Origin of the sequence: Streptomyces pseudogriseolus (assembly GCA_002154585.1) — a bacterium.
Classification (GTDB): domain Bacteria; phylum Actinomycetota; class Actinomycetes; order Streptomycetales; family Streptomycetaceae; genus Streptomyces; species Streptomyces pseudogriseolus.
Genome location: MUNG01000294.1, coordinates 1 through 12,462 on the forward strand (window position 1 = coordinate 1; position 12,462 = coordinate 12,462).

Consider the following 12,462-nt stretch of genomic DNA (forward strand, 5'->3'; position numbering starts at 1 on the left):
GTGCCGGGCGGGTGCCGCGGCGGTGGAGCGGGTGGGGGCACGGCCGTCGGTGCGGGACTGAGGCACGGGCCCGGGATGCGGGACCGAGATGCGGGCTGAGGTACGGGTCGGACAGGTGCGGGATCGAGGGGGACGCACGTCCGGGCGGGCTCCGGGCCCCGTTTTCCACAGGCGGGAACCAAACGGAACGTGGCGTTTCCACAGGCCCGTACGCGGTCGGCCGGTCGCTGGCAGACTGGCCCGGCAGGCCGACGAGGAAGCGCGGCACGGGGGATCCACGAGGGGGAGCCACATGTCCAGGGCAGTGAATCTGAGGAAGGTCACCGGTCTCGGCCGCGTGGGCAGGCTGCGCGGCCTGGCGCGCCGGCGTCCCCGGGTGGATCTGAGTCACCCGGCCCGCTCCCCGCTGGGCTCCTCGGTGGTCAACTGCGTGACCTACCGCGACGGTTACCGGGTCTCCGTGCCCGGGGACGTCGCGGAGGCCGTCAAGCGGGTCCGCGAGAGCGGGGACGGATTCGTGTGGCTGGGGCTGCACGAGCCGACGAGCCGGGAGTTCGCCGGCATCGCCGAGCTGTTCGACCTGCATCCGCTGGCGGTGGAGGACGCCGTGGAGGCGCACCAGCGGCCGAAGCTGGAGCGGTACGGAGAGACGCTGTTCGCCGTGCTCAAGACCGTCTGCTACGTCGAGCACGAGGAACTCACCGCGACCAGCGAGGTGGTGGACACCGGAGAGATCATGGTGTTCGTCGGCCAGGACTTCGTGGTGACGGTGCGGCACGGCCGGCACGGGTCGCTGGGCCCGCTGCGTGAAGGGCTGGAGGCCGACCCGGTGCGGCTGGCGCAGGGCCCGTCCACGGTGCTGCACGCGGTCGCGGACCAGGTCGTCGACGACTATCTGCGCGTGATCGACTCGGTCCAGGAGGACATGGACCTGGTCGAGACGGAGGTGTTCGCGGAGCACGGCGCCCGGGTCGACCCGGGACGTATCTACCAGCTCAAGCGTGAACTGCTGGAGCTGAAGCGGGCGGTGGTGCCGCTGGGCCGGCCGCTGGAGGAGCTCGCCACCCGGCCGAGCCGGGTGGTCGCCCCGGACATACAGGCGTACTTCCGGGACGTCGCCGACCATCTGCAGCGGGCGACGGAGCAGATAGCGTCGTTCGACGAGTTGATCAACTCGATCCTCCAGGCCCACCTGGCGCGGGTCACGGTCGCCCAGAACGAGGACATGCGCAAGATCACCGCATGGGCGGCGATCGTCGCGGTGCCGACCATGGTGTGCGGAATGTACGGCATGAACTTCGACCACATGCCGGAGCTGCACTGGCGGTACGGCTACGGCATGGTCGTCGGGGTGATATCCGTGGCGTGCGTGCTGCTGTACCGGGCGTTCCGGCGCAGCGGGTGGCTGTGACGCCCGCCGTGGCCGGCACCGGCCGCGAGCGGCGGTGTCAGCCGGAGGCGGACCGGGCGTAGACGCTCTCGGCGAAGGCGGCGATCTGTTCGCCCGTCAGATGCCGGGCCAGATCGGCCTCGCTGATCATGCCGACGAGACGCTTGTCGTCGATGACGGGCAGCCGGCGGATCTGGTGGGTGCGCATCTCGGTGAGGACGTCGTCGACGTCGGCGTCGGACTCGATCCAGCGCGGTGTGCCCTTGGCCATCTCACCCGCAGTGACCTTGGCGGGGTCGTGGCCCATGGCGACGCAGCCGACGACGATGTCGCGGTCGGTGAGGATGCCGCAGAGCCGTTCGTTCTCGTCGCTGATGGGCAGCGCGCCGACGTTCAGTTCGCGCATCAACTGCGCCGCTCGGTCGAGGGTTTCGTGCGCGGGGATCCACTGGGCGCCGCGGTGCATGATGTCTCCGGCGGTGGTCATGAGGTACCTCCCGGTGCCGGACGGCCGGCGCGGCGCGGGGCGCGCCGCGAGTCCCGACGCCCTTCATTGTCGCCGGGCCGCCCGCGGACGGCACCCGCAGCGGACGGCGCCGCGCTCTCGGTCCCGGCCACGCTGTTCACCGTGGCCTCAGCCGCGCCAGGCGGGGTGGCGAGGGTCGTCGGCGCGCACGAGCACGTCGGCGGTGCCGGCCGGGTCGGTTTCCTGCTCGTAGCGCTCGAAGGCGGGCAAGGTCCAGTGCTCGGGCTCGGGGGTGCGGCGGCGCAAGGCGCCGGGTGAGAGAAGGACGTGGACGGTCAGATCGAAGGGGAACCAGTGGTGCAGGAGGAGCGGACCGTGCAGCAACAGCACACCGCCGGGCGGCAGTTCGGCATACGCGCTGCGGGTCGCGCGGTCGGTGACCGGGTCCCACAGGTCGGGCAGCACCCGGCCGCTGCCGCCGGGGCTCAGCGGGTCGAACACCTCGCGCCAGAGGGCGCCGGTGTCGTACCAGCCGCTGTAGTAGGACTCCAGGTCCTGGTGGCCGTACTCCAGCCGGACCGAGGCGGGGCGCAGGAAGCCCGCCGTGCCGACGACCAGGCTCGGGCGGCCTCGGACGCGCAGCGCCTCGGCGACCCGTTCGGCGAGGTCTCCCGGGCGGGCGGCCGGGGCGCCGTCGAGGGCGACGCGGGGCCAGGGCCCGCCGTCGGACGTGTCGAGGTCCAGCAGGCGTTCGGCGAGCAGGTCGACGAGCCGGTCCCAGGTGATCGCTTCGAGTCGCACACGGCCATGATGCGGCACGTACCGGGCGGACCCGGAAGCGCCGGGGAGGGCAGGGCACCGCGGACGGCCGGCGGGCGTGGACGCTCGCGCATGGGTGCGCGCCGCTCGGCCATGGCCCGGCGCGGCGGCGGCGCGTTGACTGATGGTGGTGTCACCGGTGGTGGTGCCGGCGGCCGGGAGAGGGTTCCGGACGGAAGACGAGGGTGACGGGGGTGAGGACATGGGCGACGGACCGTACGCGGTGCTGACGGCGCTGGGCGGCCTGGGGACCGGGCTGGTGGCCGGGGTGTTCTGCGCGTTCTCGACGTTCGTGATGAGAGGGCTGGCGGCGCTGCCGCCGGCGCGGGGCGTGGCCGCGATGCAGGCGGTCAACGTGGCGGCGGTGCGGCCGCCGTTCATGGCGGTGTTCCTCGGCACGACGCTGCTCAGCGCGGTGCTCACGGTGGCAACGCTCGTGACGTGGCCGGACGAGGGGGCGGTCGCGTCGGTGGTGGGCGGCGTGCTGTTCCTGTGCGGATCGTTCGGGCTGACCGTGGTGGCGAACATACCCCGCAACGAGCGGCTGGCCCGGCTCGACGCGGGCGGTGCGGAGGCGGCCGCCTACTGGCCGGAGTACGTGCGGGGGTGGACGCGGTGGAACCACGTCCGCGCCCTCGCCTCGGCCGGGGCCGCGCTGGCGTACCTCCTGGCGCTCACCGGCTGAGCCGCCCGCCGGCGAAGGCGCCCGCACCCACCGGCCGACGCGCCCGCCCTCATCGGACGGGCTCCGTACGGACCGTGTCCGGCACGCTGCGGGGCGGGGTGGGCGGACGTATCGTGTGCGCAGGAGTGCCGCCCGACGACGCACGGCCTGTCCCCCGCGCACGCAAGGAAGACGGCCATGGCAGATCCCAAGGGTTTCCTCACCACGCCCCGCGAGGAGTGGCCGCGGCGGCCGGTGGAGGAGCGGGTCCGCGACTGGGACGAGGTGTACGTCCCGGGGGGCCTGCTGCCGATCGTCAGCACGCAGGCCGACCGGTGCATGGACTGCGGGGTGCCGTTCTGCCACGAGGCCTGTCCGCTGGGCAACCTCATCCCGGAGTGGAACGACCTGGTGTCCCGGGAGGACTGGCGGGCGGCGGCGGAGCGGCTGCACGCCACGAACAACTTCCCCGAGTTCACGGGGAGGCTGTGCCCGGCGCCGTGCGAGGCCGGCTGCGTGCTCGCCATCAACCAGCCGGCGGTCACCATCAAGAACGTCGAGTGCGCCATCGCAGACAGGGCGTGGGAGGACGGGTTCGCTGCGCCGGCCCCGCCGGACCGGCTGTCCGGGCGGACGGTCGCCGTCATCGGCTCGGGTCCCACCGGGCTGGCCGCCGCGCAGCAGCTCACGCGGGCCGGGCACACGGTCGCGGTGTACGAGCGGGACGACCGGATCGGCGGGCTGATGCGTTACGGCATTCCCGCGTTCAAGATGGAGAAGCACCATCTGGAGCGGCGCATCGAGCAGATGCGGGCCGAGGGGACGCGGTTCCGCACGTCGACCACGGTGGGGCGGGACGTGGACGCGGCGGAGCTGCGGAGCCGTTACGACGCCGTGGTGATCGCCACGGGGGCGACGGCGTGGCGGGAGCTGCCGGTGCCGGGGCGTGAACTCGCGGGCATCCACCAGGCGATGGAGTACCTGCCGCTGGCCAACCGGGTCTGCGAGGGCGACGTGGAGAGGTCGCCGCTGTCGGCTCAGGGACGGCACGTGGTCATCGTCGGAGGCGGTGACACGGGCGCCGACTGTCTGGGCACGGCGGTGCGGGAGCGGGCCGCGTCGGTCACCCAGCTGGACATCTACCGCAGGCCGGGCGCCGGGCGCGACGAGGAGAACGAGCCCTGGCCGACGTATCCGAAGCTGTACCGGCTGTCGGCGGCGCACGAGGAGGCGGGCGAACTGCGGACCGCGCCCGCGGCGCATGCCGACGCGCGGCTGTTCGCCGCGTCGACGCTGCGCTTCGTGGGCGACGAGGAGGGGCGGGTGCGGGGGCTGCACCTGGTCGAGGTGGACGCGGGACGGAGGCCCGTGCCGGGGACGGAGCGGACGCTGCCCGCCGACATGGTGCTGCTCGCCCTCGGTTTCTCGGGGCCGGACCGGGGCGACGGGATCGTCGCGCAGCTCGGTCTTCAGCTGGAGCCGCGCGGGACGATCGCGCGCGGGCCGGACTTCGCGACGAACGTGCCGGGCGTCTTCGCGGCGGGCGACGCCGCCCGGGGGCAGTCGCTGATCGTGTGGGCCATAGCGGAGGGCCGGGCGGTCGCGGCGGCCGTCGACCGCCGTCTGACGGGCGGCACGAGCCACCTGCCGGCGCCGATCGGCCCGTACGACCGGCCCATGACCGTCTGACACGCCCCCTCGGGGGCACGCCCGTGCGCTCACACGCGGCTGAGCTCTCGCGTCCGTACGCGAGCACGCCCCCGGTGGCCGAATCCGACCCCCGGTGCGGCAGGCACCGGCCGTCCGCCGCCGGACCCCCGCAGGCCGACGCCCCCGGACCCCGGCGGCGGCCGGGTGTCCAGGGGCGTCGGGTGGTGCGGCTGGACGGCGTTACGGCTTGCGGGCCACCGCGCCGTAGCCGGGGATGACCCCGTCGTCCTGGCCCGGGACCGGGTCGCCCAGTTCGGGGTGCCACAGGTGCGGCACCCCGACGCCGGGGTCGACGAGGTCGAGGCCGTCGAAGAAGCGGGTGAACTCCTCGCGGCTGCGCAGCGCCAGGGTGACGCCGGCGCCCTTGAGCTTCGCCGTGGCCTCCTCCGACTCCTCGGGGGTGAAGTCGGCCGTGGCGTGGCTGATCACCAGGTGGCTGCCCGAGGGCAGGGCGTCCACCAGTCGCGCCACCAGCTCGTGCGCGCCGTCCTCGTCGGGGACGAAGTGCAGCAGGGCGATGAGCGACAGCGCGATCGGCCGGTCGAAGTCGAGGACCTTGCGCGCGCCCTCCAGGATCAGGTCCGGTTCCCGGACGTCGGCCTGGAGGTAGTCGGTGACGCCCTCCTCCGTGCCGCGCAGCAGGGCCGCCGCGTGTGCCAGCACGATGGGGTCGTTGTCGCAGTACACGACGCGGGCGTCCGGTGCGACGCGCTGGGCGATCTGGTGCAGGTTCGGCTCGGTGGGGATGCCGGTGCCGATGTCGAGGAACTGGCGCACGCCCTGCCCGGCGAGCCAGCGCGTGGCGCGCTGCATGAACGCGCGGTTGACGCGCGCCATGACCGGCACCCTCGGCTCCAGGGCGAGCATCTGCCGGCCCATCGCCTCGTCGACCGGGTAGTTGTCCTTGCCTCCGAGATACCAGTCGTACATCCGCGCGGGATGTGGTCTGGTGGTGTCGATCTCCACGGGGTGTTCCCCGGTCATGACGGGCTCCGTAACTGTCTGCAAGTGTTAGTGATCAATTCAGTGCCAAGGGAGAAAGCAAAGGTAGTGCGGCAATCGGAGGTCAGGACAGCAGGAAATCCGCCTCTCCGGCCTTGGCCCCCTCGATGAAGGCCGTCATCTCGGCGGAGGTGTAGATGAGCGCGGGACCGTCCGGGTCTGTGGACTGGCGGACGGCGATCCGGCCGTCGTCGAGCTTCATCGCCTCGAGGCAGTTGCCGCCGTTGCCGCCGCTCCAGGGCTTGTGCCAGCCCTCGCTGCCCAGCTCCCGCGCGGGCATGCCGTTGTAGATCCGGCCGGCGTGCTCCCGCGCGCGCGGCTGGGTCTTCGGTGGCTTGAAGAATTCCATTCACAGCTCCTTGCGGAGATCCCGGAGGATCTCCTTCGTGCGATGTGCCGTGGCGGCCTGCGCCGCCATGCGGTCCATGACCTCGAGGTGGGTCGCCACCTCGGTGCGCGCGTCCAGGTAGACGGCGCCGGTCAGGTACTCGCTGTAGACCATGTCCGGAAGTTCGGGCACGGCGAATCGGAACAGCACGAACGGCCCGTACGTGCCGGGGTGGGGCCCGCTGTCGAAGGTCGCGATCTGCAGCGTCACGTTGGGCATCGCCGACGCCTCGAGCAGCTTGTCGATCTGCGCGCGCATCACCTCCGGGCCGCCGACCCGGCGGCGCAGCGCGGTCTCGTCCATGACGACCCACAGCCGGGGCGCGTCCTCGCGGGTGAGCAGCTCCTGCCGCCGCATGCGCAGGTCGACGTGGCGCTCCATGTCCTCGGGCCGGGTCTGCCCTATGGCGCCGGAGCGCAGCACACCACGCGCGTAGTCCTCCGTCTGGAGCAGTCCGGGGACGAAGTGGGGTTCGTAGCTGCGGATGAGGGAGGCCGCGCCCTCCAGGCTGACGTACATGGAGAACCAGCCGGGCAGGATGTCGTGGAAGCGCTGCCACCAGCCGGGCTTGTTGGCGTCCTCCGCGAGCTGGACGAAGGCCTCGGCCTCCTCGTCGGAGACGCCGTAGGCCTTCAGCAGCAGCTGGAGGTAGGGGATCTTCAGCGCCACCTCCGCCATCTCCATGCGGCGCACGGTGGCGGGGGCGACCCGCAGGATCCGGGCGGCCTCCTCCCGCTTGAGACCCGCGCGCTCGCGCAGGTCCAGCAGGCGGCGGCCCAGGACGACCTGCCCGACCGTCGGTGCGGACCGGGGTTCGCTCACGCTTCACCTCCCTCGAACAAATCCTGACAGCCGGGCGGCGCCGTCCGGTGATCTGGCACGGAGATCGGGTAACCCGAACACATATTCGAATCAATCTCCGGCGATCCCAACTGGCGCCGCGCGAGGTGCTGTTGCGAGCAGTGTGCCACGCCCGTCCAGACCGTCACACAGCACTCTGCAATTTTCAGAGTGACACTTGCCAAGTGTTCACGGCGGGGCGATAGTGGCAAGCGTGATTCCGTCCGCGCCCTTAGGAACAGACGCCGCCGCAGCTCCCGTCGGCCTCGGCGCCACCCCGGCCGCCGCCCCCTCCCGGGCCGCCGCCGAGCGCCGGTTCCGCTTCGAGCTGGCCGCTCACCCTGGCTCCCCCGCGCAGGCGAGACGGCTGACACGGGCCCGGCTGACCGGCTGGTCGGTGTGCGAGGACACCTGTGACACGGCGGCTCTGGTCGTGTCCGAACTGGTCACCAATGCCATCGTGCACACGGCGAGCAGTCACGTCGTCTGCGAGCTGCACGACGGTGACGACCTGCTGCGCATCGCCGTGCGGGACGAGGGCTGCGCGCCGGGCCGGCCGCGTGCGAACACCCGGCAGCGGCCGGAGGAGGAGCACGGGAGGGGACTGCTTCTCGTCGACGCCCTGTGCCGCGCGTGGGGCGCCCAGGAGCACGGCCCCGGTCTGCTGGTCTGGGCGGAACTCGCCCGCACCGCCGACTCCCCGCACACGGCCGACTTCCCCGTCACCGCCGACGCCCCGCGTTCGTCCGGCTCCCCTGTCACCGCCGACGCCCCGCGTTCGTCCGACTCCCCGCACACGGTCGGGTCCCCTCGCGCGGCCGACGCCCCGCGCCCCACCGCCTCCCGCCCCGGTGAGCCCCGCGCCGATCTCGGCTGGGGCGCCCGTCCCAAGCCCGGTCCGGCCGGTGGCTCCGAGGACGGCGAGGACGACACCGGCGACGGCGGCGCGGCCCACCCCGCCGAGCAGCGCCTGCGCATACCCGCCGAGCGGGACGGAGGACGGGCGTGACGGGCCCCGGCGGCTCACGCGTGCTGAGCCTGGACTCGCTGGTCCGGATCGGGCGCGGGCGGCAGACCCCGGACGCGCCGCGCAGACTTCCCGTGCCCGACGGCATGACCGCCCCGATGGGCTGCGACGCGGTCGCCGTGCCGGCGCGGTTCGGCCCGCTGGTCCTGCCCCGGCTGCCCCGCGTGGGGTGCGTGTACGCCGATGACGCGCACTGGTGGTGGCTGGTCCCGTCGGACTCGGACTACGCCCTGGAGTGGCCCGCCCCCGCGTACTACGCCGCCGGCGCGGTCCTCCCCGACTCCCCCGCCGACACGGGCGCGGCCGGCCTTCCCGGCCTGATCCACCGCCCCGACGGCACGCTCCCCTACACGCCGCCGATACCGCTGTATCTGGCGCTGTGCCGGCTCACCGGGACGACCCCCGTCTGGTCACGCCCCGTCACCGCCTGACGGCCGGGCACGGCGCCTCACGGCCGGGCTCACGCCACCGCCTCACCGCCGGCGCCCTCGCCGCGGACGATCACCAGGAACATGTCGGTGGCGAGGTCCATGACGACCTCGGCGGGCAGGCCCTCCAGGCGGCGCGCATGCGCGAACTCCTCCGCGGGCCACGAGCCCCGGGGTCCACCTGCGGGAAAGCGTTCGAGCACTGTTCGCCCGTTCACCCTGCCACCTCCATGTAGCGCTGTACTCGTAGAGTTAAACGCCAACCATGGGGCGAACGCCTCGTCCGGTGACGGTACTGAGACGTAGTTGACACCCGTTCACTGCCAAGTGTGAGCGCGCTCTCAGCTTTTCGGAGTAATCCGTCACCGTCCGTGTCAGTCGTCGTACTCGTCGTGGTAGCGCGGATGCTCCGGCGTCGCGGGCGCTCCCAGGGCGTGCGCGCGCCCCCTGGGTTCCTCCCAGGGCTCCTGCCTGCCGAGCGCGGTGAGGTCGAGCAGGCTGGTGGTGGAGCCCAGCCCCTCCAGGCCGCGTCCGTGGGCCGAGTAGGTGTGGAAGACGCGGTCGCCGTCGCGCAGGAAGCAGCTCACGCCGGGACGCGCCGGCAGCTCGCCGCCCTCCGCCGCACCGTCCCTCTCCGACACAACCCCGAAGTCGGCGCCGAAGTCCGCGTCGAAGTCCCCCGCGTCCGAGGAGTACCAAGGCACCGTCCAGCCCATCCGCGCCTTGAACGGCAGGATGCGGGTGAACGGCGCGCGGGAGACGGCGGCGAACGTGGTGCGCCGCGCGTGCAGGTGCGCCAGGTGTCCGATCTGGTCCAGGAAGGCGGAGCAGCAGCGGCACCCGGTCTCCCACTCCGGCTCGAACACGAAGTGGTGCACGACGAGCTGCTGCCGCCCCTGGAAAAGGTCGAGCAGCGTGGCCTTGCCGTCGCCGCCCTCGAAGACGTACTCGCGGTCCACGGGGACCATGGGCAGCCGGCGCCGTTCGGCGCGGAGGGCGTCGAGCGCGCGGGTGACGGCGTTCTCCTTGTCCAGCAGTTCTGCGCGCGCCGCGCGCCACTCGGCGCGCGAGACGATCTCCGGAAGCGACATGGTTCCTCCTGTGCGACGGTCCCGTTGCGAGGGGTGACCGGAGTGCCGCGCGGAACTCATCGGCCGTCGCCGCACTTTTCGCCGCCGCTTCCGTGTGCGCGGGTCACGCACCGCGCGCCGATGCCTCCTCAGGTGTCGTACTCCCGGATGCGCCGGCCGTGGCCGCGGTCGACGAGGGCGGGCAGGCGCTCGTCGAGTTCGCGTACGGTCCCGGGGACGTCGACGGTGAGCAGGCGCCGGTCGCGCATGAGGATCCGGCCGTCGACGACGGTGGTGCGGACGTCGGCAGCGCGGGCGCTGTGCACCAGGGTCGCGGCGAGGTCGTGCACGGGCTGTGTGTGCGGTCCGGTGAGGTCGACGAGCACGAGGTCGGCGCGGTGGCCGGGCGCGATGCGGCCGACGCTGCCCTCCAGGCCGACCGCGCGGGCGCTCTGGAGGGTGGCGTGGTGCAGGGCCTGACGTGCGGTCAGCCAGCGTGGGTCGCCCTCCGTGGACTTCTGGATCAGCGAGGTGAGCGCCATCGACTCCCACACGTCGAGGGAGTTGTTGGACGCGGCGCCGTCCGTGGCGAGCCCGACCGGCACGCCGATGTCCCGCAGCGCGCGCACGGGTGTGGTGGTGGGCCAGGCGAACTTGAGGTAGCCGCGGGGCGCGGTCGCCACCGCCGTGCGCCCGCGCGCGTGGGCGAGGAGCGGCAGGTCGCTCTCGACGATGCCGGTGCCGTGCGCGATGAGCACGTCGGTGTCCAGGATGCCGGTGCGGTGCAGCACCTCGACGGGGGTGACGCCGTGCCGGGCGAGGGACGCCTCGGTCTGGTCGCGGTTCTCGGCGGCGTGCAGATGCACGGGCAGTCCGTGGGCGCGGGCCAGGTCGGCGGTGGTGGCGAGGTCGGCGTCGTCCACGGTGTAGGGGGCGTGCGGGGCGAGCGCGGTGGTGATCCGGCCGCCGGCCGCGCCCCGGTGGCGGAGCGCGAACTCCAGGGAACGCTCCCGTCCTCGGGGGCCCTGTGAGGAGAAGTACGCCTCCCCCAGCAGGGCGCGCATGCCGCTCGCGGCGACCACCTCGGCGACCGCGTCCATGTGGAAGTAGTGGTCGGCGAAGCAGGTGACGCCGGCCCGGATCATCTCCGCGCAGGCGAGCCGCGCGCCGAGGGTGACGTCCCGCTCGGTGAGGTTGGACTCCACCGGCCAGACGACGTCGTTGAACCACGCCTCGGTCGGCAGATCCTCGGCCAGCCCGCGCAGGGCGGCCATCGGGGCGTGGGTGTGACAGTTGATCAGGCCGGGCAGCGCGACCTGCCCGCGGGCGTCGATCCACTCGTCGGCCGTGCGTCCGGCGACAGCCCCGGCGTCGGTCACCTCCTCGACCACCCCGTCGCGGACGACGACGGCGGCATTATCGAGGAAGCCGACCTCTTCTTGATCGTCGTGCGTGAGGACCGTGCATCCGGTGATGATGAGGCCGGCGGGACTCTCCACGGCAGAAGGCGTCATCACGTCAACGTACGACGGGACTCCGACCCCGGGGGAGCCGAACCGCGACATCCCGTCGCGGCTCTGTCGCACGGCGGGCCGGGCGCGCACCCTGGCCTCACCACGAGCCCGCCCACGGCTGAAAGGGGCCCGCCTTGCTCCTCGGCACCTGGAACCTGGAGAACCTGTACCGGCCCGGCGGCCCCTACGGGCCCGGCGACGAGGCCGCGTACGCGTCGAAGCTGGCCGCGCTCGCCGCGGTGATCACCGAACTGGATCCGGGGCTGCTCGGCGTGCAGGAGGTGGGCGACCCCGGCGCGCTGGAGGACCTCGCGGGGATGCTGGACGACGACTGGCATCTCGCGCTGTCCTCGCACACCGACAGCCGGGGCACCCGGGTTGGCTTCCTCAGCCGTACGGAGCTGACGGTGGTCGCCGACACGGCGGTGTTCCCGCCGAGGATGCTGCCGGTGCAGGCGGACGACACGGGTCTGACCGTCTCTCAGGCCGGGCGCGGCTTCCTCGCGGTGGAGGTCGCGGGCGAGCGGGGGCCGTTGCGGGTGGCGGTCTGTCATCTGAAGTCGAAGCTGCTGTCGTACCCGGACGGCCGCTTCCAGCCGCGCGACGAGGGCGAACGGGCCCGGTACGGCGCCTACGCGCTGTACCGGCGGGCGGCCGAGGCGGCGGCACTGCGCGCGCTGGCGGACCGGCTGCTGGAGGGCGACGGGCGGGAGCGGGACGTCGCGGTGCTCGGCGACCTGAACGACGAGGTGCAGGCGGCGACCACGCAGCTGCTGCTCGGGCCGCCCGGCTCCGAGATCGGCACGCCGGGGTACGACCGCCCGGACCGGGGGGGATGCGTTCCGGCTGTGGGACGTGGCGCCGCTCATCCCGGCGTCCGAACGCTATTCGCGGGTGAACTCAGGACGCCGGGAGCTGATCGACCATGTGCTGCTCAGCCACCGGCTGGTGCGGCGGGTGACGTCGGCGGGCACGGGCCTGCCGGCCGACGGACCGCCCCGGCCGGGCTGCCCGACCTCACCGAACCGGAGAGGCTCAGCGCCGAGCTGGGCGTGCTGTCCATGGACGCCTCCCGCCATCTGATGGACGACCACGGCGCCTTCCTGGAGGAGCTGGGCGTGGTCTCCGCGCGGCGGCTGCGCGA

General features: G+C 73.1%; 13 protein-coding genes and 1 pseudogene. 6 read left to right on the plus strand and 8 right to left on the minus strand.

Annotated features, from left to right (window positions below; genetic code table 11):
* Positions 1–292: 292 nt before the first annotated feature.
* Entirely contained in the window at positions 293–1,411 is a 1,119-nt protein-coding gene (locus tag CCN29_RS23970) for a magnesium and cobalt transport protein CorA (protein WP_031018520.1), read from the plus strand.
* A 37-nt stretch (positions 1,412–1,448) separates the two neighbouring features.
* On the opposite strand, the gene CCN29_RS23975 is transcribed toward CCN29_RS23970, so the two are convergent.
* Both CCN29_RS23975 and CCN29_RS23980 read right to left on the minus strand, forming a co-directional pair.
* Positions 1,449–1,877 carry a CBS domain-containing protein gene (locus CCN29_RS23975; protein WP_086684421.1) on the minus strand — a complete coding sequence of 143 codons (429 nt, stop codon included), beginning with the start codon at positions 1,875–1,877 and terminating at the stop codon, positions 1,449–1,451.
* A 147-nt stretch (positions 1,878–2,024) separates the two neighbouring features.
* Positions 2,025–2,657 carry a nucleoside/nucleotide kinase family protein gene (locus CCN29_RS23980; RefSeq protein WP_006135303.1) on the minus strand — a complete coding sequence of 211 codons (633 nt, stop codon included), beginning with the start codon at positions 2,655–2,657 and terminating at the stop codon, positions 2,025–2,027.
* A 220-nt stretch (positions 2,658–2,877) separates the two neighbouring features.
* Between CCN29_RS23980 and CCN29_RS23985 the strand changes: the two genes are divergently transcribed.
* Complete coding sequence (locus CCN29_RS23985; RefSeq protein WP_006135304.1) at positions 2,878–3,360, plus strand: anthrone oxygenase family protein; 483 nt, start codon at positions 2,878–2,880, stop codon at positions 3,358–3,360.
* A gap of 177 nt (positions 3,361–3,537) precedes the next feature.
* Positions 3,538–5,028 carry a glutamate synthase subunit beta gene (locus tag CCN29_RS23990; RefSeq protein WP_031018519.1) on the plus strand — a complete coding sequence of 497 codons (1,491 nt, stop codon included), beginning with the start codon at positions 3,538–3,540 and terminating at the stop codon, positions 5,026–5,028.
* A gap of 201 nt (positions 5,029–5,229) precedes the next feature.
* Here the strand turns inward: CCN29_RS23990 and CCN29_RS23995 are convergent, their stop codons facing one another.
* From CCN29_RS23995 to CCN29_RS24005, 3 genes are all read right to left on the minus strand, one after another.
* Entirely contained in the window at positions 5,230–6,033 is an 804-nt protein-coding gene (locus CCN29_RS23995; RefSeq protein WP_006135306.1) for an SAM-dependent methyltransferase, read from the minus strand.
* 82 nt (positions 6,034–6,115) lie between these two features.
* Positions 6,116–6,400, minus strand: a complete 285-nt coding sequence (locus CCN29_RS24000; RefSeq protein ID WP_006135307.1) for a DUF397 domain-containing protein — start codon at positions 6,398–6,400, stop codon at positions 6,116–6,118.
* Complete coding sequence (locus tag CCN29_RS24005) at positions 6,401–7,261, minus strand: Sco1979 family transcriptional regulator (RefSeq protein ID WP_006135308.1); 861 nt, start codon at positions 7,259–7,261, stop codon at positions 6,401–6,403.
* Positions 7,262–7,493: 232 nt separating this feature from the next.
* Here CCN29_RS24005 and CCN29_RS24010 point away from each other — a divergent pair, with 232 nt between their 5' ends.
* A complete protein-coding gene (locus CCN29_RS24010) occupies positions 7,494–8,288 on the plus strand; it encodes an ATP-binding protein (protein ID WP_063834534.1) in 795 nt (264 codons plus the stop codon).
* A complete protein-coding gene (locus tag CCN29_RS24015; RefSeq protein ID WP_031064852.1) occupies positions 8,285–8,737 on the plus strand; it encodes a hypothetical protein in 453 nt (150 codons plus the stop codon). The genes CCN29_RS24010 and CCN29_RS24015 overlap by 4 nt, the downstream gene beginning before the upstream one ends.
* A gap of 29 nt (positions 8,738–8,766) precedes the next feature.
* Here CCN29_RS24015 and CCN29_RS24020 read toward each other — a convergent pair whose 3' ends face one another.
* The 3 genes from CCN29_RS24020 to CCN29_RS24030 form a co-directional block, all read right to left on the minus strand.
* Complete coding sequence (locus CCN29_RS24020) at positions 8,767–8,952, minus strand: DUF8839 family protein (protein WP_019525306.1); 186 nt, start codon at positions 8,950–8,952, stop codon at positions 8,767–8,769.
* A gap of 156 nt (positions 8,953–9,108) precedes the next feature.
* Entirely contained in the window at positions 9,109–9,825 is a 717-nt protein-coding gene (locus tag CCN29_RS24025; RefSeq protein WP_031064850.1) for a DUF899 domain-containing protein, read from the minus strand.
* Positions 9,826–9,953: 128 nt separating this feature from the next.
* Positions 9,954–11,318 (minus strand): amidohydrolase, encoded by a 1,365-nt coding sequence (locus CCN29_RS24030; RefSeq protein ID WP_442538470.1) that lies wholly within the window; start codon positions 11,316–11,318, stop codon positions 9,954–9,956.
* A gap of 134 nt (positions 11,319–11,452) precedes the next feature.
* Between CCN29_RS24030 and CCN29_RS24035 the strand changes: the two are divergent.
* Positions 11,453–12,401: pseudogene (locus tag CCN29_RS24035) on the plus strand (endonuclease/exonuclease/phosphatase family protein).
* The last annotated feature ends 61 nt before the right edge of the window (positions 12,402–12,462 follow it).

Excerpts from the sequence above, each read along its gene's own strand:
- CCN29_RS23970 (WP_031018520.1), top strand. The coding sequence starts at position 293 with ATGTCCAGGGCAGTGAATCTGAGGAAGGTCACCGGTCTCGGCCGCGTG.
- CCN29_RS23975 (WP_086684421.1), bottom strand. The coding sequence starts at position 1,877 with ATGACCACCGCCGGAGACATCATGCACCGCGGCGCCCAGTGGATCCCC.
- CCN29_RS23985 (WP_006135304.1), top strand. The coding sequence starts at position 2,878 with ATGGGCGACGGACCGTACGCGGTGCTGACGGCGCTGGGCGGCCTGGGG.
- CCN29_RS23990 (WP_031018519.1), top strand. The coding sequence starts at position 3,538 with ATGGCAGATCCCAAGGGTTTCCTCACCACGCCCCGCGAGGAGTGGCCG.
- CCN29_RS23995 (WP_006135306.1), bottom strand. The coding sequence starts at position 6,033 with ATGACCGGGGAACACCCCGTGGAGATCGACACCACCAGACCACATCCC.
- CCN29_RS24000 (WP_006135307.1), bottom strand. The coding sequence starts at position 6,400 with ATGGAATTCTTCAAGCCACCGAAGACCCAGCCGCGCGCGCGGGAGCAC.
- CCN29_RS24025 (WP_031064850.1), bottom strand. The coding sequence starts at position 9,825 with ATGTCGCTTCCGGAGATCGTCTCGCGCGCCGAGTGGCGCGCGGCGCGC.
- CCN29_RS24030 (WP_442538470.1), bottom strand. The coding sequence starts at position 11,318 with ATGACGCCTTCTGCCGTGGAGAGTCCCGCCGGCCTCATCATCACCGGA.